Below are 16,756 nucleotides of genomic sequence, written 5' to 3'. Positions count from 1 at the left end.
GCTTGCGCGGGAAGGACGCATGCACGCGCCGCCGAGGAACGGTACGGGCGCGGAGTCGGCCCGCACCGGAACGCCTCCGGTACGGGCCGAACTGGTGGTTCCGTGCTGCTGGGATCAGCTCAGCGCCTGCAGGCCCAGCCAGCCGGTGGTGCCCACGGAGACCCCGCTGCCCGAGATGTTCGGGTGGAAGCGGAGCAGGTCGTCACTCCCGGTCGCCCAGAGACCGGCCCCGGAGTCTCCCGCACCACCCGGGGCGGCCGCGATCAGCGGCCGGTCGGCAGGCGCCCAGCCGGTACCGAGCACGATGGAGGCCGTCTCGTCACCGAGCCCCTCGCCGGAGCCTCCGGTGCCCTCGAAAAGGCGCAGCTGACCGGTCTTCCTGTCACGGGCGATGAGGTCCACGTGTCCGTTCCCGGTGCGGTCTCCCGGAGCGACCAGGTCGTAGTCGGACCAGGGGCCCTCACCGATCAGGACCGGGTCCCGGTCCGCGTCGAGGTAGAGGGACGGGGAGCCGAAGTAGAGCCAGAGCCGGTCGCCCTCCTTGACCAGGAGGTCGGGGAAGCCGGGAGCGTCTGCCGTGCCGACGCCGTCGAAGTCCGGTGGCCCGTCCACGTCCCCGATCGCGAGGATCTGGTCCGCCGTCGCCCAGTGGTTGTTGCTCTCGTCGAAGACCTGGAGCTGTTCCGCACCGTACTGGCAGGACGGCGACTGCTCGTCGGCCTGTTCGCCGAGTTCTGAGCAGGCGAATCCCGACCCGTTGTTGGGGAACAGGTACAGCGACTTCCCCCCGTTGCCGGGAAGCGCGGCGATCAGGTCCTCGTAGCCGTCTCCCGTCCAGTCGCCGCGATGAGTGAGGGAGGCCCCGCTGAAGTCGCCGCTCCCGCCAACGGTGCCGGCTCCGACGCTGCCGTTCCCCTCGCCCGGGTAGAACACCAGCTTGCCGTCGGTGCGTACGCCGTAGAGGTCGGCGATTCCGTCGCCGTCGAGGTCACCGGGCCCGTTCGGGGCGGAGGGGTTGTTGGCGTAGAAGAGGTAATGAGTGAGGTCCGACCGGTTGTCGGCGGTATCGAGGCTGCGTACGTTCAGCGTGTGCGGGCCCGCCGAAGGCGGCGTGAGAGTGATCTCGCCGTCCTTCCTTCCATCACCGTCGAGATCGGCGGTGGGCACGACGGAGCGGACGGTGGGGTCCCAGTCGGTCCAGTACTGGTACGACACCACGTCGTCGGCACCGCCGTCGCCGATGACGAACGTGCCGGGCTTTCGGGCCTGACCGGTCTCCGTCGGCCAGCCGCCCGAACCGTCTGGGAAGTCGGTCGACTTGACGGTCGGCGGTGAGCTCGGGCGGCCGGGGTCGAAGGCGAACCGGCAGCCGGGTCCGCCGGCGTCCGGTGTCCAGGCGGACTGGGACGTGCTGTTCTCCGCCCGGACCCGCCAGGAGAAGTCCCCGTCGGCGGTGGTGAGGTACTGCCGCAACGTCTCCTTCGGCACTCTGAGCGAGGCCACCGTCCCGGAAGTCGCCGGGACGACGGCGCTGACGATCAGAGCGCCGTCGGAGTCGTTGTCGGGGTGATGCCCCGTCGCCCACAGGTCGAACCGGGCGTTCAGTGTGCCCCCGTCGGGGGCGCCGACCCCGGCGTGGATCGTCACGTCCGTGTTGCCGAGGGAGACGAAAGGGGCCGAGGTCCGGCAACCGCCGGAGCTGGGACCGGTGTCCAGCCCGGTCGGGGCGTCGGGCGCGGTCGCGGGGGACCGGCCGGCCCCTGGCGCCCTCCCGCCCCGTGAGCCGTCGGATGCCTCCGCGTGCTGCGGCAGGGCGAGGGCGAGCGCCAGCGCGAAGGCAAGCGAAGCCGTCACACCCATCATGTTTATTTGTCTGGTTCTCCCTCTGGGAGCATGCATGGAGTGAAACCCCTTTCCGGCCTGGTCGATATGCACCCTAGAGCGTGTGGAAAGTGTGAGGAATGTGGATGCATGATGTCGATCATCGCTATCCGGGGCGGGGGTGTATGGCCTGAAAGTGCCCATCAGGTGTGCGTTTCGCGCTGAAAAAAGCCGGACAAAGGTGTCTATTTATTCCTCTATATCTGGCGTGTAAGCGTCGATGTTTCGCCACACCTTGATGTGAACAATGCGAGGGCCCTTGGGTTACTGATCGGGAGCGGTTCGCGTACTACCAGTCCCGCCAGGCACTCACGGTCCAGAAGACCGCGAAGCCCGTCCACACGATGGCGAAGCCCCAGGCCACGGGGTGGCCGCCGAACAGCGCCATGTAGCCGAGCCAGCCGACCCCGATGGCCACGAACAGCATGCCGAAGTTGGGGAAGGCGAAGAGGCCGGAGAGCCGCCCGCTCAGCAAGGCCCATGCGCCGCCCGCCAGGATCAGGCAGCCCAGTGCGAGCCATGGGAGAACCGCTTGCTGCGCGGAGGGCGGGTAGGAGTCGATGTGGCCGCGAACCCTCAGCTCCACGACGTCCTCCTGCCAGAGACGGACTTCGGCGTGGTCACCCTTCCTGGCGTCGTCGTACGTCGCCGACGCCACACCCAACCAGGTGGTGTCCCCGGGTCGTTGAACCTTCAGTTGGTAGTACGTCGTACAGGTCGTGCCACCGCTTCCCCCGCCTGCGGTGGTCACTCCGCCGGCCGTTACTCCGCCGGCGCCACCGGCGGTGTTCATACCGCCCCCGGCCGTGATGCCTCCGGTGGCGATGCCTCCCGTCGTGCCGCCGCTCGTGCTGTTGGACGTGCAGTGCTCACCCGTCCGCCGGTCGAGCACCGTGCCCGCCTCACGCCGCACGCACGGTTCTCCCTCGTCCGCGTCCCCGCTCCGGTCCCCGCCCTGGCAGACCGGTGCGTCGCGGTACTCCATGGTCGCTCCGAAGCCTTCGGCGACCTGCTGACCGCAGAGCAGGACCCCCCACCCGGCCGCGAGGACGAGCAGCCCCCGTAACCAGTGGGGCAGCCGCCCGCGGTACCAAACGTTGCCGTACCCCCTTGTTTTCACCCAGCGGTAATCCCCGTTCGGCTGAGTTCTCATGCGCCGGCACCGCCACGGAACGTCATGCAAGAGCCAAAACGGACGTGTTGGAATGCCGACCGCCACTGTCGGAGTGCCGGACGTCGAGCGCCCCAATTCGCGTGCGGTGGTTGATCGGATCGGGGGAGACTGCGCGGATGAGTTCCTCAGTTCCCCTCTCCCGGACGCCTCAGGCGCAAGCCCTCGGTCATGTCGCGAAGCTGGCGGCGGGGCCGCCGCTGGACCCGGCGTTGCGGGTGACGCTCAACTTCCATCCGGACCGGCTGGTGCGGGGCAGGTCGGTCCTGGACGTCATGGCCGAGGACGGGGTCTACCACTCGCAGTTCGTCACGGGGACCAGCAACGGCGGGCTGACCGCGCATCCCGGGGGTGACCGGTGGCGTTGGGAGAGCCGGATCTTCGGCGGGGCCTACGACGAGGAGCCGGCCCACGAGCGGCCCGTGTACGGGGCGCTGGACTTCCGCCGCAAACGCGTCGGCGCCGCACCGAGGTTCGGCTCCGCGCACTTCCGGCTGGCGGCCGGGACGCTGACGCGGACCACGTTCTGCTACCCGGACAGCTTCCTCGAACCCTCGGACTTCGGGGACGCGGCCCGCATGGGGCTCATCGACCTCGCCCTCGCCGACCGGCAGGACGACCTGGACGACTACATCGAGGCGCAGGTGCACGGGCCCGTACGGCCGGACCGGCATGCGGAGGCATTGGTTCTGGACCCCTGCTACCGGGGTGGGGCCGTCGAGGAGGCGGCCTCGCGCCTGGGCTGCCCGGTGGAGTGGCACCCCGGCTTCCGGCTCACGGTCGAGGAGCTTCTCCGCCACCCCGGCTACCGGGGGCAGGAGTACGTCGACCTGGGCGTACGGCTCGCCGTCGACGGGGTACTCGATCCGCTCGTCCTCGGGAACGCGGCGCGGGACGGTCGCCACGACCCCCAGGCGGTCAAGAAGGTCTGGCACTACGTCGCGCGGTTCGGGGCGCCCGGAAGCGAGGGGTGACACCGCTCACGGGTCGTGGCCGGTGAGCCGTGGCCCCTCCCCGGTACACCCTGGTCGGCGCCGGGCGCCATGATGGGGAGTCGGGGGGCGTCGGAACGACAGGGGAGACGGGATGGCTCGGGCGCGCAAGGGGTTGGCTCTGGTCGGGGTGGTGGCCGTGGTGTCGGCGCTGGTGGCCGGGTGCGGCGGCGGAGGCGGCGGGGACGCGAAGCCCGCGGTGGGCAAGGCGCTGGCCCAGGGGGTGGAGAAGCGGTGCGGGCACTACCTCAAGGCGGAGACGGTGGCCACGGCGCTCGGTGACAACGACTTCGACCAGGCCGTCGGGGGCTTCGAGGACGGCAAGGGGTCGTGCGTGGTGTTCGTCTCGGCCGTCGAGGCGGGGTACGGGACGGACGGGCCGCACCGCACGGCCGCGAAGGTCTCGCTGGAGATCCTCGACTGGGAGCGCCGCGTCGGCTCGGACGACTACGCCGGCGAGCACTGCCGCGACACGACCGCCGCGGGGGTCACCAAGACCTTCCGGGGCCCCGGGAAGACCTGTGTCGTCTACCGGGCCGACCCGCCCGACGCCGCCCTGACCGGCGGCAGGCTCCAGGCGTACGCCGACGAGGGAACGGCGCTGCTCACGGTCACCGTCGACGGCGTGGACCACGCGTTGGAGCAGGACCGGGAGCACGCCCTCCAACTCCTCGCCGAGGCCCGCGCCGTGGTCCGCGCCAGGCACGCCAAGGCGTGAGGCAGCCGTCGCCCGGTCAGGCGTAGCGGCTCAACAGGCCCTCCACGTACGCCTCCAGGCGGTGCGCCAGTACCCCGGGCGTCAGGTCGGTGCGGCCCAGTTCGCGCCAGGGGCCGGCCAGTTTCGCCGCGTCGGGGCAGTAGTGCAGGGCGTCCAGCAGCCGCCAGTACAGGTGGTCGGGGCCGTCGGCGAGGCCGTGGCCGCCCCGGGCCTCGTACCGGTCGCGGAAGTCCAGCCCGTACGCCGGTCCGTGCAGCAGGGCGAGCGCGGTCGAGCAGTGCGCCACGTCCAGGTCGGCGGGGCCCCACGACGTCTCGACCCAGTCGACGACGCCGGTGATCCGCAGGTCGGGCCCGGTCCCCGAGAAGAGGACGTTGCCGGGGTGGAAGTCCCGGTGCAGGAAGCGGCCCTCGTACGGCGGCGGGTCGCCGTGGAGCAGGGCCAGGGCCCGCTCCCACAGGGGGCCGTCCGGGGTGCGGAGGTGCTCCGGGGGCGTCCACGCCTGGTAGGTGCGCGGGCGTACGGCCGGGACGACGGCGTGGACGCGGACGAGTTGGGCGGCGAGCAGGTCCAGGCGCCGGTCGAGGTCGTCCCCGTCGACGCGGACCCGGCCCGGCAGCGCGGACATCAGCAGGGCCGGGTGGTCGCAGTGTTCGGCGGTGGCGTCCACGGCGACGAGGCGGGGCGCGGGGATGGAGTCCTCCCCGGCGAGCAGGGTCAGGACGGACGCCTCGCGGTCCAGCAGTCCGGGCCCGTGACGGCGGAAGAAGGGCTTCACGAAGGTGCGGTGCACCAGGTCCGTGCCGTCGTCGAGGGTGAGGCGGCGCATCTGGGCGCTCCAGCCGCCGGACAGGGGGCGGGAGCCGGTGACCGAGCGGCCGGGGCCGAGCTGCGCGGCCACCCAGGCGCGGGTCGCCGTCCAGCCCCGGTCGCCCAGGCCGGTCAGCACCGCCGTCACGAACTCGCGGCAGTCGTCGGCGTGGTCACGGAACCACAGGCCCAACTGATGCGACGCGTCCGGCAGATCGAACCGGGTGTACTGGGCGCGTACGGTGAGCGCCTCCTGGACGGCCTCCGTCACCGCCGCCGGGATCACCTCGTCCGTGCCCGGTACGGCGAGCACCGCCCGGCCCTCGTACGCCCGTAGCGGCTCGAACGCGGGCGCCTCCCGCCAACTGCCCGGCCGCCGGATGATCTCGCTGAACCGGCCGTTCCCGTCGCCGAAGGGCTCGTCCCACGCCTCGGCGGCGTACACGGCGGGCGCGCACAGCCCCAGCGCCGCCACCCGGTCCCCGTAGTGCCGGACGAGATCGGCCACCGTCTGCCCGCTCATGCTGAACCCCACCAGGACCAGTGGCCCGTCCGGCCCCGCGTTCGCGTCGATCACGGAGACCGCCTGCTCGAACCGGTGCCGCAGGCTGAGTTCGGGGAGCTTCCCGGTGCTCGCGCCGTGCCCGGAGAAGTCGAAGGCGACCGCCCGGCAGCCGTGGGCCGCGAACTCCCGTGCCAGCGGCAGCAGTCGCTCCTTGCTGCCGGTGCCCGCACCGTGCAGCAGTACGGCGGTGGCCCTGGACGGCTCGCCGCCGTGCACGCCGCTCAGCCGTTCGCCGCCGTGGACGTGGGTGAAGTCGAGGAGCATGCCCCCATTCACTCATGGCTGCCTCCGGCCCGTGGCGGGGGCGGATGGTACGCCGGGGATCCAGGGCGGGTGCCGGGTCGATTCCCTTGTGCCGGAATTTAACCTAATTTTCTTGTCGAATTTTATACGTGCATGATACATGCGGTCTGGATGCGGGTGTTGTGGGCGGCGTCGGGGGTCGCGGCGGAGTGAAAGGGGTGAAGTGCCTTTGCGGGGCTTATCTTTCGGTCAAAAAGTGGACGCGGAATGTTCAACCTCTGATCAAGAAATCCGCGGATCAGGTGGTTCCGGATTGTTGCCCGGGTGGAGTGGCGGGGCTTCGGTCTGGGGTTATGGCCGTGAGTTGCCGGTCGATCGCACTCCGCAATCACCTTGCGGCGATGCCTTTGCGTCACGGTCGGGCGTACCGTCTCAACAGATTGTTGATCAAGGTCCACATTCTCCGGACGAGGTGATGTGGATGAATTCGGCGCGCCCTTATTTCGTCGTGTCTCAGTCGTGTCTCAAAGGAGAGAAGACGTGCCCGCAGCAGAACAGGCGGTGCGGATACGGGGCCGGGTATTCACCCGTGACGGAACGGTTCCGGGGGTCGGGGCGGCGCAGTTGCGGGGCATCGCTCAGGTGGTGCTCGTCGGCATTCCGTGGTCCGGGCTGCTCTTCGCGCTCGCCCTGTTCACCGGCGGGTGGCGGCTCGGAGTGTTCGGGCTGCTCGGGACCGTCGCGTCCACCGGGGCCGGGGCGCTGCTCGGGGCCGACCGGACGGGGGTGGCGCAGGGCCTCCAGGGCTACTGCGGCTGCCTGACCGGCCTTGCCCTGATGCTCCGGCTCGGTGCCTCGTGGCGGACGGCCGTGCTGGTCGTGCTCGCGGCGGCGGTCTGCGCCGTGCTGAGCGGGGCGGCGGGAAGGCTGTTCACCCCTCTCGGGCTGCCCGTGCTGACGGCCCCGTACTGTCTGGTCGTCAGCGCCCTGACGGTCGCGCTGTCCAAGGGGCCGGTCACCATCGGCGCGACGGCGCGCGTGGCCGGATTCACGGGGCTGAGCGCTGCCGATGCCGGGCGGGCGCTCTGCGCCAACATCGGCCAGATCTTCTTCCTCGACACCTGGTACGCGGGCCTGATCGTGCTCGCCGGGCTCCTCCTCGCCTCCCGGACCGCGGCGCTCGCCGCGGTGGCCGGCAGCGCCGTGGCGCTGGTGACGGCCTGCGCGGCCGGACTGCCCGCCGCCTCGATCACCGACGGGTTGTACGGCTACAACGCGGTGCTCTGCGCCGTCGCCCTGGGAGCCGTCTTCCTGACCCCCACCGTCTGGACCGCGGGGTACGCGGCACTCGCCGCCGTCGCCACGGTTCCCTTCGCCGCCGCCTGGGAAGTGTTCGCCCAGTCGTTCGGCACCACCCCCTTCACCTGGCCGTTCACCGTGACGACCTGGCTCTTCCTGGCCGCGGGACCGGTACTGGGCCGGCCCGGCATCTCCTTCGAGAAAGCGACGTGACGTCATGAACCTCGCACCCCGGGAAATCGACAAGCTCCACGTCTACGTGGTCGCCGACCTGGCTCGGCGCCGCAGGGACCGCGGGACCAAGCTCAACTACAGCGAGGCCGCCGCGCTGATCACCGAGGCCGTGCTGGAGGCCGCCCGCGACGGCCACACCGTCGCCGAGTGCATGGAGCTGGGCCGCCAGGTCGTCTCCCGGGACGACGTGATGCCCGGCGTAAGGGAGATGCTCACCGTCCTCCAGGTCGAGACGGCCTTCGTCGACGGGACGAAGCTCGTCACCTGCCACGACCCGATCAGCGCCTGAGAGCCTGTCGGGCGACCTCTGACCGGGCTGCCACGTCCTGGCACGCGCGCTTCCGGCGTTGCCGGAATGCCCGAGTAGCTCCGCTACAAGGACATCCCGGCGCCTTGGAATCACACGCACCAGACCGCGTCCGCCCATCGGTCGAAGGTCACCCGACAGGCTCTGAGACGCCCCACCACCACGAGGAGATACACATGTCGGGCGGAGCCCACTACCTCTACGGGGACGACCCCGTGGAGATCAACGCCGGCCGGGCCAAGGCCCGGATCACCGTCTCCAACACCGGTGACCGGGCCGTACAGGTCGGTTCGCACTACCACTTCTTCGAGACCAACCGCGCCCTGCGCTTCGACCGCGAGGCCGCCTACGGCATGCGGCTCGACATCCCGTCCGGGACCGCCGTGCGCTTCGAGCCCGGCGACACCCGCGAGGTGGAGCTCTGCGCCTTCGCCGGGACCGGACGGCTCGTCGGATTCGCCGGGCTCGTCGACGGCGGGCTGACCGCCCCCGACACCCGCCGCAACGCGCTCCGCCGCGCCGCCGAACTCGGCTTCGTACACCCCGAGCCGGCCACCGAGAACGAAGCAGAGGACCGGATCTGATGGCGATCATCCCGCGCAAGCAGTACACGGACCTGTTCGGCCCCACCGTGGGCGACCGGTTCCACCTCGCCGACACCAACCTGGTCGTCGAGGTCGAGTACGACCACAACGCCGGCTCCTACGGCGAGGAGGCGGTCTACGGCGGCGGCAAGGCCATCCGCGACGGCATGGCCCAGGACCCCGCCGCGCTCAACCGCGAGGGCGCGCTCGACCTCGTCATCACCAACGTCGTGGTCCTCGACCCGGTCCTCGGCGTCGTCAAGGGCGACATCGGCGTCCGCGGCGGGCTCATCGTCGGCGTCGGCAAGGCCGGCAACCCGCACCTCCAGAGCGGCGTCGACCCCAAGCTCGTCATCGGCCCCGGCACCGAGGTGATATCCGGCGAACACCTCATCGCCACCGCCGGAGGCGTCGACACGCACATCCACTTCATCGCGCCCCAGCAGGCCCAGGAGGGCCTCTCCAACGGCATCACCACCTTCTTCGGCGGCGGCACCGGCCCCACCGACGGCACCAACGGCACCACCTGCACCCCCGGCCCCTGGAACATCCACCGCATGCTGGAAGCGGTCGAGGACCTGCCGGTCAACGTGGGGCTCCTCGGGAAGGGCAACGGCAGCCTCCCCGAGGCGCTGCGCGAACAGGTCGAGGCGGGCGTCGCCGGGCTGAAGGTCCACGAGGACTGGGGAGCCACCCCCGCCTCCATCGACACCGCGCTCCGGGTCGCCGACGAGTACGACGTACAGATGGCCATCCACACCGACACCCTCAACGAGGGCGGCTTCTACGAGGACACCCTCTCGGCGATCGACGGCCGCACCATCCACACCTTCCACACCGAGGGCGCGGGCGGCGGCCACGCCCCCGACATCATCCGGGTCTCCGGCGAGGCCAACGTGCTGCCCGCCTCCACCAACCCGACCCTGCCGTACACGGTCAACGCCGTGGACGAACTGCTGGACATGGTGATGGTCTGCCACCACCTCTCCCGCGACATCCCCGAGGACGTCTCCTTCGCCGACAGCCGGGTCCGCGCCGAGACCATCGCCGCCGAGACCGTCCTGCACGACCTCGGCGTCATCAGCATCTTCTCCTCCGACTCCCAGGCCATGGGCCGGGTCGGCGAGTCCTTCCTGCGCGCCTTCCAGACCGCGCACCACTGCAAGGACATGCGCGGCCCGCTCGACGAGGACAGCTCCCGCAACGACAACGCCCGCGTCCTGCGCTACCTCGCCAAGCTGACGATCAACCCGGCGCGGGCGGTCGGCGCGGCGGACGTGATCGGCTCCCTGGAGCCCGGCAAGCTCGCCGACATCGTGCTCTGGCCGATCCACTCCTTCGCCGCCAAGCCGAGGCTCGTCATCAAGGGCGGCATGGTCAACTGGGCGCTGATGGGCGACCCCAACGCCTCCCTGCCCACCCCGCAGCCGGTCTACTACCGGCCGATGTTCGGCACCCACGGCCGCGCCGCGCAGCGCACCAACGTGACGTTCATGTCGCAGGCGTCCATCGCCGCCGGGGTCCCCGAGGAGCTGGGGCTCGGCCGCCGCATCGAGCCCGTGCGCGGCTGCCGGACCATCGGCAAGGAGCACATGGTGCGCAACGACGCGCTGCCGCGCATCGAGGTGGACCCGGAGACGTACAAGGTCACCGTGGACGGCGAGCCCGCCACCATCGAGCCCGCCGAACGGCTCCCGCTCAACCACCTCTTCTACATCGTCTGAGAACGAATCACCCGAGAGTGAATCGTCCGAGAACGAATCGTCCGAACGGAAACGGTGCACCGGTGTGAACGACCCGATACCGATCCCGGCCCTGCTGACCGGGCTCCAGCTCACCGACTCGGCCTTCCCCAGCGGTTACTACACCCTCTCGCACGGTCTGGAGGGCTTCCAGCAGGCCCGCGCGGTCACCCCGGGCGGACTGCCGGCCCTCCTGCACGACCTGCTGCGCCACGGCGTCGGACCGTCCGACGCCACCGCCCTCGCCCTGGCCCACCGCGCGGTCACCGCCGGCGACTGGGCGGAACTGGTGGCGGTGGAGCGGCGGCTGCACGCCACCAAGCTGGGGCGGGAGGCCCGGCAGGCCGCCGTCCGCACCGGGCGGCAACTGCTGGACCTGGCCGCCGAGGTGTACGGCACCGAGCCGATCGAGCGGTACCGGGCCCTCCACCGGGACGGCGCCGTACCCGGCTGCCAGCCGGTCGTCGCCGCCGTCGTCCACGCGGGCAACGGACTGCCGGTCCGCCAGGCGGTCACCTGCGAGCTGTTCGCCTTCGCGGCCAGCTTCGTGGGGGCCGCCCTGCGGCTGCGGCTGACCGACCACCGCCGGGCGCAGGTCGTGCTCCACGGCGCCGCCCCGGTGATCGAGGAGACCGTCGAGGCCGCCCTGAGCAGGGAGGCGGCCGACCTCGGCGGCTGCGTACCGGTCGCCGACATCATGGCCGGCCGCCACGAACGCGCCGAGGCCCGGCTCTTCGCCAGCTGACCCCCCCGCCCACACGCAGACAGGAACACCCCATGCACGACCCCATGCAGGCCCGCGGACACCACCACCACGACCTCGACGCCCTCATGCGCCGGCCGAAGGACGGCGTGCTCCGCGTCGGCGTCGCCGGACCGGTCGGCTCCGGCAAGACCGCGCTGATCGAGGCGCTCGTCCCCGTACTGATCGAACGCGGCCGGACCCCCGCCGTCATCACCAACGACATCTTCACCACCGAGGACGCCGCCCATGTGCGCCGCACCCTCGCCGGGATCCTCGACGAGGACCGGATCGTCGGCGTGGAGACCGGCGCCTGCCCGCACACCGCCGTCCGTGACGACCCGACGATGAACCAAGCCGCCGCCGACGAACTCATGGAGCGCTTCCCCGAGGTGGACACCCTGCTCTTCGAGAGCGGCGGCGACAACCTCACCCTCACCTTCAGTCCGGCCCTGGTCGACCTGTTCCTCTTCGTGCTCGACACCGCCGAGGGCGACAAGATGCCCCGCAAGCGCGGCCCCGGCATCACCGAGTCCGACCTGCTCGTCATCAACAAGGTGGACATCGCCACCTACGTACGCTGCGACCTCGACACCATGGAGGCCGACGCGCACCGGGTCCGGGAGGGGCGCCCGGTGGTGCTGACCAACTCGCTCACCGGGGACGGACTCGGCGCCATCGCCGACTTCGTACTGGCCCACGAGGCCGCCCGGGGCGTCGCGGAGTCCGACCCGGAGACGGCCTCCGCGTGAACCGGGCGCCCGCGCGGCTGGATCCCGCGCACTACGAACCCCGCCGGGTACCGGCCCGGATGCTCGACCTCACCGGCACCCCGGACACCCTGGCCGCCGGGCGCCCCGGCAAGGTCGGCCTGCTCGAACTCCGCTACGCCCGGGTCGACGGACGCACCGAACTCGTCGACCGGTACCAGAAGTCGCCGCTCCAGATCATGCGCCCGCTCTACGTCGACCCGGAACGGCCGGACCTTCCGGTGACGTATCTGATGTCGACCGGCGGCGGCATCGTGCAGGCCGACCGCAACCGGATCGACATCGACTGCGGCCCCGGCACCGCCCTGCACCTGACCACCCAGGCCGCCACCAAGGTGCACCGGATGGAGTTCGACCACGCCACCCAGGTCGTCAATCTGCGGGCTCGGGAGGGGAGTTACGTCGAGTACCTGCCGGATCCGGTGATCCCCTACCGGGACGCCCGCTTCTACCAGCAGACCCGGGCGACGGTCGATCCGACCGCCACCCTGCTGCTCGGCGAGACGATCACGGCCGGCCGGCTGGCCCGGGGCGAACGGCACGCCTACCGGATGCTCTTCAGCGACCTGGAGATCCTCCGCCCGGACGGCACGCTTCTGGCCGTGGACAGCGTCCGGCTCGACCCGCACGGGCCCGGCGGGGTCACCGGCCCGGCCGTCTTCGCCGGACACGACCTGATGGCCACGTTGTACGCGGTCAGCCCGCTCGCCCCCGCCGAACGGATCGCCGACACGCTGTACGAGGTGCTGGGCCCGGCCGGTCCGGCCTTCGGGGTGAGCACCCTGCCCGAGGACTGCGGGGCCTGGGTCCGGATCGTCGGCAGCGACCCGCCCGCCCTGCACCGCGCGATGCGCACCGCCTGGGACGCCGTGCGCCGGCTGCTCATCGGCGTCCCCGCCCCCGACCTGCGCAAGGCGTGACGCGACGGCCGGGCGCCGGTCCCTCCCGAGGAGGGATCGGCGCCCGGCCGTCCGTGACTCAGGCAGCGCAGCCGCTGTCCGCGAGGGTGAAGTACCCCGCCGGGGACTCCCGCAGGGTGTGGGTGACGAACACGTTGTACAGGCCCATCGCGTCGCCCGAGCCCTCCGCGTACACCAGTCCGCCCGTGGTGCGCGCCCGTCCGGCGACCACGTGCGCGTAGTTGGTGGCGGTGAAGCAGCGGGCGGGCGCGGAGCCGGTGGTGGTCGCCGTCACCGCGGCCGAGGCGGTGCCGGGCGTGCCCGCCGCGTCCAGCGCCGTCACCGTGTAGCGGTGGCTGCTGCCCGCGGCGAGACCGGTGTCGGTGTACGAGGCCGAGGCGGGCGAGGCGATCCGCGCACCGTCCCGGCTGACCGCGTACGAGGCCGCGCCCTCCACCGCGTCCCAGGTCAGCGAGACGCTGTTTGCCGTGACCCCGGCGACCCGCAGCCCGGACGGGGCGGGCAGCCCGTCCCCGCCGCCGCCCGGGGTGCCCTGGTCCAGGCCCCAGAAGACGCCCGTGTGGTACGTCGAGCAGATCGTGTTCAGGAAGTACGCCCCGGTCGCCCCGCACTGGTCGGCGCCCGAGCCGGGGCTCACCGGCAGCCCGTGGCCCATCCCGGCGAGCGAGTACGTCACCACCGCCGGGCGGCCCGAGGCGTCGTCGTACGTGGTGCGGGTCGTGCTGCCGGGCAGGGTGTCGGTGGCCGAGGGGGTCTGGCCGATGCCCCAGACGTCCGTCCACTGGTCGCGCAGGGCCGTCGCGTTGGCCTGGTTCACCGTGTAGTCCGCGGTGCCCTGCCAGATCGCCACCCGGGGCCAGGGGCCCGCGTACCCCGGGTAGGAGCCGCGCACCTTGTCGCCCCACTGCGCGGGCGTCAGCCTCACCGACCCCGACTGGCAGGAGGATGCCCCGACCTGGCTGGTCGCGCACTGGGCGGGCAGCCCCGAGGCGATCGAGCCGCCCGCGAACACGTCCGGATAGGAGGCCAGCAGATCGGCCGCCATGCCACCGCCCGCCGACAGGCCGGTGACGTACACCCGGCCGCCGTCCGAGCCGTACCGCTGCTTCGCGTACTCCACCATCTGCGCGACCGAGGCGGCCTCGCCCCGGCCCCGCCCGCTCTCCGCCGGATCGAACCAGCCGAAGCAGGACAGGGCGTTGTTGGCCGCCGTGGTCTGCGGGAACACCACCGCGAAGCCCCACTGGTCGGCGTACTTCGGCCAGCCGGAGCCGGTGTAGTAGTCGTTCGCCGTCTGGGTGCAGCCGTGCAGCGCCACCACCAGCGGCGCGTTCGCGGGCAGCCCCTCGGGGACGTACGCGTACATCTGGAGGTTGCCGGGGTTCGAGCCGAAGCCGGTGACCTGCTGGAGACCGCCGGCGGCCGCGGCCGGGCGCGCGGTCCCGGCCACGCTCAGCAACGCGGCGACGAGCGCCAGCGCCGCGGTGGAAGCGACGCGCCCGAGCAGGCGTCGCAGGATCGGTGGGCGCACGGAGACCTCCTGGGTGGGGGAGCGGGCGCGGCCCGGGGAAGGCACGGCCCGGCGGACGGTACGGGGGTGGGGATGCGTGCGGACGTTACGGGCCGCCCCACCGGCGGCCCATGGGCCCGGCGGACACACCCCGGGCCGGGCAGTGTGCGCCGCCCCCGTTGCGCGATCCCGCCCCGCACCGCCCCGGACCGGTCCGCCCTTGCGCTGGAGCGCACTCCAACATGCAGACTCCCTGCCAACGCCCTGACCGGAACGGGCCGTTGACGAGGGGACCACCATGCGCTACCGCACCATCGGCACCGATGCCGCCACCCGCCGGGAGGTGAGTGTGCTCAGCCTCGGCGCCATGCTGATGGGCACCCTCACCGACGAGGCGACCTCCTTCGCCATCCTCGACCGCTACGCCGAGGCGGGCGGGACGTTCATCGACACCTCCGACAACTACGCGTTCTGGGTCGACGGAACCCGGGGCGGCGAGAGCGAGGCGCTGCTCGGCCGCTGGCGCCGCAGCCGGGGCGTCGGCGACGGGATCGTCATCGCCACCAAGCTCGGCGCCCGTCCCACCGTCCCCGCCACCGACTTCACCAAGGGCGTCGTCGACCTCTCCGCCGCAGTGGTCCGGGAATCCGCGGAACGCAGCCGCGAACGTCTCGGCGTCGAGAAGATCGACCTGCTCTACGCGCACGTCCAGGACCGCGCCACACCGCTGGAGGAGACCGTCGGGGCCTTCGCCGGACTGGTCGCCGAGGGCACCGTCGGACTGCTCGGGGTGAGCAACCACTGGGCCTGGCAGGTGGAGCGCGCCCGCCGGATCGCGGCCGACGCCGGGCTGCCCGGGTACGAGGTCCTCCAGTACCACCACACCTACCTGCGCCGCCGTACCGACCAGCCCAGCTGGCGTTCCCCGGACGGGCAGGAGGGCGTGGCCGCCGGGGACCTGCTCAGCTATCTGCGGGCCGAGCCCGCGCTCGTTCCGGTGGCGTACTCGCCGCTGCTGGCCGGGGCCTACGTCCGCGACGACAAGCCGCTGGGCCCGGAGTACGACCACCCCGGCACCCCCGCCCGGCAGGCCGCGCTGCGGAAGGTCGCCGCGGAGACCGGGGCGACCGTCAACCAGGTGGTGCTGGCCTGGCTGATCGGCGGGGACGTGCCGTTCGTCCCGCTGGTCGGCGCCTCCTCGGTGGCCCAGCTCGACGAGAGCCTCGCGGCGGTCGACCTGGAGCTGACGGCGGAGCAGCGGGCGGTGCTCGACGCGGCGCACTGAGCGGGCGGCGCGGTCCCGTGTGGCCCGCCACCATGCCGGGGTACCCCGGTGTGTGCGTCGGCGCCGTGTGACGCGGGCCCCGGTCTCCCTACCGTGACGGCCATGGAGACTCCCCAGCGCCCGGCCGCCCAGGCCGCCCCGCCCACCGCCCCGCCACCCGGCACGCCCGCCCCCGCCGACCGCCCCCTCACCGGGCGCACCGCCCTGGTCACCGGGGGAGCGAGCGGGATCGGGCGGGCCTGCGCCCAGGCCCTGGCGGCGGCGGGCGCCCGGGTCCATGTGGTGGACCGGGCCGAGGAGGCCGCGCGGAGCCTCGCGGCGGAGATCGGCGGGACGGCGTGGGTGGCCGACCTCTCCGACCCCGAGGTGGTGGAGACGCTGCCCGCCGACGCGGACATCGTGGTCAACAACGCCGGGCTCCAGCACGTCGCCCCGGTGCACACCTTCCCGCCGGACCGGTTCGCCCTGATCCAGCGCGTCATGGTGGAAACCCCCTTCCGCATCTTGCGCCGGACCCTGCCGGGCATGTACGAACGCGGCTGGGGGCGCGTGGTCAACATCTCGTCCGTCCACGGCCTGCGGGCCAGCCCCTACAAATCGGCCTATGTGACGGCCAAGCACGCACTGGAGGGACTCAGCAAGGTGGTCGCGCTCGAAGCGGCGGAGCACGGGGTGACGAGCAACTGCGTCTGCCCCGGCTACGTACGCACCCCGCTGGTCGAGAACCAGATCGCGGACCAGGCCCGCACCCACGGCATCTCCGAGGAGGACGTGGTCGGCCGGGTCATGCTGGAGCGCAGCGCGATCAAGCGGCTGATCGAGCCCGAGGACGTCGCCGAGGCCGTGCTCTGGCTCTGCGGACCGCGCACCGGGCACATCACCGGCACCTCGCTCTCCATGGACGGCGGCTGGACCGCCCACTAGACCCCCGCCGACCAGGGGCCGCATGCCCCCGGCCCCCGCCCCCGAGAAGACCGGCCCTC

General features: G+C 72.1%; 15 protein-coding genes. 11 read left to right on the top strand and 4 right to left on the bottom strand.

The window, feature by feature from the left end; genetic code table 11:
- Positions 1-114 precede the first annotated feature (114 nt).
- Both ACWC97_RS11710 and ACWC97_RS11705 read right to left on the bottom strand, forming a co-directional pair.
- Complete coding sequence (locus ACWC97_RS11710) at positions 115-1,854, bottom strand: FG-GAP repeat domain-containing protein (protein WP_450648882.1); 1,740 nt, start codon at positions 1,852-1,854, stop codon at positions 115-117.
- Between the two features lie 316 nt (positions 1,855-2,170).
- Positions 2,171-3,001, bottom strand: a complete 831-nt coding sequence (locus ACWC97_RS11705) for a hypothetical protein (protein WP_450648880.1) — start codon at positions 2,999-3,001, stop codon at positions 2,171-2,173.
- Between the two features lie 170 nt (positions 3,002-3,171).
- Between ACWC97_RS11705 and ACWC97_RS11700 the strand changes: the two genes are divergently transcribed.
- Complete coding sequence (locus ACWC97_RS11700; protein WP_450648878.1) at positions 3,172-4,026, top strand: DUF3626 domain-containing protein; 855 nt, start codon at positions 3,172-3,174, stop codon at positions 4,024-4,026.
- Positions 4,027-4,138: 112 nt separating this feature from the next.
- The gene (locus ACWC97_RS11695; RefSeq protein WP_352279398.1) at positions 4,139-4,762 is read left to right on the top strand and encodes a hypothetical protein; all 624 of its coding nucleotides are present in this window, start codon (positions 4,139-4,141) and stop codon (positions 4,760-4,762) included.
- A gap of 16 nt (positions 4,763-4,778) precedes the next feature.
- Here ACWC97_RS11695 and ACWC97_RS11690 read toward each other — a convergent pair whose 3' ends face one another.
- Positions 4,779-6,401, bottom strand: coding sequence for an alpha/beta fold hydrolase (locus tag ACWC97_RS11690; RefSeq protein WP_450648876.1), 1,623 nt, complete (start codon positions 6,399-6,401; stop codon positions 4,779-4,781).
- 519 nt (positions 6,402-6,920) lie between these two features.
- On the opposite strand from ACWC97_RS11690, the gene ACWC97_RS11685 reads away from it, so the two are divergent.
- From ACWC97_RS11685 to ACWC97_RS11655, 7 genes are all read left to right on the top strand, one after another.
- Positions 6,921-7,892 carry an urea transporter gene (locus tag ACWC97_RS11685; protein WP_450648874.1) on the top strand — a complete coding sequence of 324 codons (972 nt, stop codon included), beginning with the start codon at positions 6,921-6,923 and terminating at the stop codon, positions 7,890-7,892.
- 4 nt (positions 7,893-7,896) lie between these two features.
- Positions 7,897-8,202, top strand: a complete 306-nt coding sequence (locus tag ACWC97_RS11680) for an urease subunit gamma (protein WP_352279394.1) — start codon at positions 7,897-7,899, stop codon at positions 8,200-8,202.
- Between the two features lie 194 nt (positions 8,203-8,396).
- A complete protein-coding gene (locus ACWC97_RS11675) occupies positions 8,397-8,804 on the top strand; it encodes an urease subunit beta (protein WP_352279392.1) in 408 nt (135 codons plus the stop codon).
- Positions 8,804-10,528 carry an urease subunit alpha gene (ureC, locus tag ACWC97_RS11670; protein WP_352279390.1) on the top strand — a complete coding sequence of 575 codons (1,725 nt, stop codon included), beginning with the start codon at positions 8,804-8,806 and terminating at the stop codon, positions 10,526-10,528. The genes ACWC97_RS11675 and ureC overlap by 1 nt, the downstream gene beginning before the upstream one ends.
- Before the next feature lie 64 nt (positions 10,529-10,592).
- A complete protein-coding gene (locus ACWC97_RS11665; protein ID WP_352279388.1) occupies positions 10,593-11,291 on the top strand; it encodes an urease accessory protein UreF in 699 nt (232 codons plus the stop codon).
- 86 nt (positions 11,292-11,377) lie between these two features.
- A complete protein-coding gene (gene ureG, locus ACWC97_RS11660) occupies positions 11,378-12,040 on the top strand; it encodes an urease accessory protein UreG (protein WP_450649235.1) in 663 nt (220 codons plus the stop codon).
- Positions 12,041-12,099: 59 nt separating this feature from the next.
- Entirely contained in the window at positions 12,100-12,978 is an 879-nt protein-coding gene (locus tag ACWC97_RS11655) for an urease accessory protein UreD (RefSeq protein WP_450649233.1), read from the top strand.
- A 58-nt stretch (positions 12,979-13,036) separates the two neighbouring features.
- Here ACWC97_RS11655 and ACWC97_RS11650 read toward each other — a convergent pair whose 3' ends face one another.
- Positions 13,037-14,509: an extracellular catalytic domain type 1 short-chain-length polyhydroxyalkanoate depolymerase gene (locus tag ACWC97_RS11650; protein ID WP_450648871.1), complete on the bottom strand. Its 1,473-nt coding sequence runs from the start codon at positions 14,507-14,509 to the stop codon at positions 13,037-13,039.
- 277 nt (positions 14,510-14,786) lie between these two features.
- Between ACWC97_RS11650 and ACWC97_RS11645 the strand changes: the two genes are divergently transcribed.
- Both ACWC97_RS11645 and ACWC97_RS11640 read left to right on the top strand, forming a co-directional pair.
- A complete protein-coding gene (locus tag ACWC97_RS11645; protein WP_450648869.1) occupies positions 14,787-15,773 on the top strand; it encodes an aldo/keto reductase in 987 nt (328 codons plus the stop codon).
- 102 nt (positions 15,774-15,875) lie between these two features.
- Complete coding sequence (locus ACWC97_RS11640) at positions 15,876-16,697, top strand: 3-hydroxybutyrate dehydrogenase (RefSeq protein ID WP_366296602.1); 822 nt, start codon at positions 15,876-15,878, stop codon at positions 16,695-16,697.
- Positions 16,698-16,756 lie beyond the last annotated feature (59 nt).

The sequence above is a fragment of the Streptomyces sp. NPDC001108 genome (genome assembly GCF_053598535.1).
The sequence above is the reverse complement of the archived record's forward strand: the minus strand, read 5'-3'. Positions and strand labels throughout refer to the sequence as shown.

What these genes read in the sequence shown, in the direction of transcription:
- ACWC97_RS11640 (WP_366296602.1), top strand. Translation starts at nt 15,876, where the DNA reads ATGGAGACTCCCCAGCGCCCGGCCGCCCAGGCCGCCCCGCCCACCGCC.
- ACWC97_RS11655 (WP_450649233.1), top strand. Translation starts at nt 12,100, where the DNA reads ATGCTCGACCTCACCGGCACCCCGGACACCCTGGCCGCCGGGCGCCCC.
- ACWC97_RS11695 (WP_352279398.1), top strand. Translation starts at nt 4,139, where the DNA reads ATGGCTCGGGCGCGCAAGGGGTTGGCTCTGGTCGGGGTGGTGGCCGTG.
- ACWC97_RS11675 (WP_352279392.1), top strand. Translation starts at nt 8,397, where the DNA reads ATGTCGGGCGGAGCCCACTACCTCTACGGGGACGACCCCGTGGAGATC.
- ACWC97_RS11680 (WP_352279394.1), top strand. Translation starts at nt 7,897, where the DNA reads ATGAACCTCGCACCCCGGGAAATCGACAAGCTCCACGTCTACGTGGTC.
- ACWC97_RS11700 (WP_450648878.1), top strand. Translation starts at nt 3,172, where the DNA reads ATGAGTTCCTCAGTTCCCCTCTCCCGGACGCCTCAGGCGCAAGCCCTC.
- ureG (WP_450649235.1), top strand. Translation starts at nt 11,378, where the DNA reads ATGCGCCGGCCGAAGGACGGCGTGCTCCGCGTCGGCGTCGCCGGACCG.
- ureC (WP_352279390.1), top strand. Translation starts at nt 8,804, where the DNA reads ATGGCGATCATCCCGCGCAAGCAGTACACGGACCTGTTCGGCCCCACC.
- ACWC97_RS11690 (WP_450648876.1), bottom strand. Translation starts at nt 6,401, where the DNA reads ATGCTCCTCGACTTCACCCACGTCCACGGCGGCGAACGGCTGAGCGGC.
- ACWC97_RS11645 (WP_450648869.1), top strand. Translation starts at nt 14,787, where the DNA reads ATGCGCTACCGCACCATCGGCACCGATGCCGCCACCCGCCGGGAGGTG.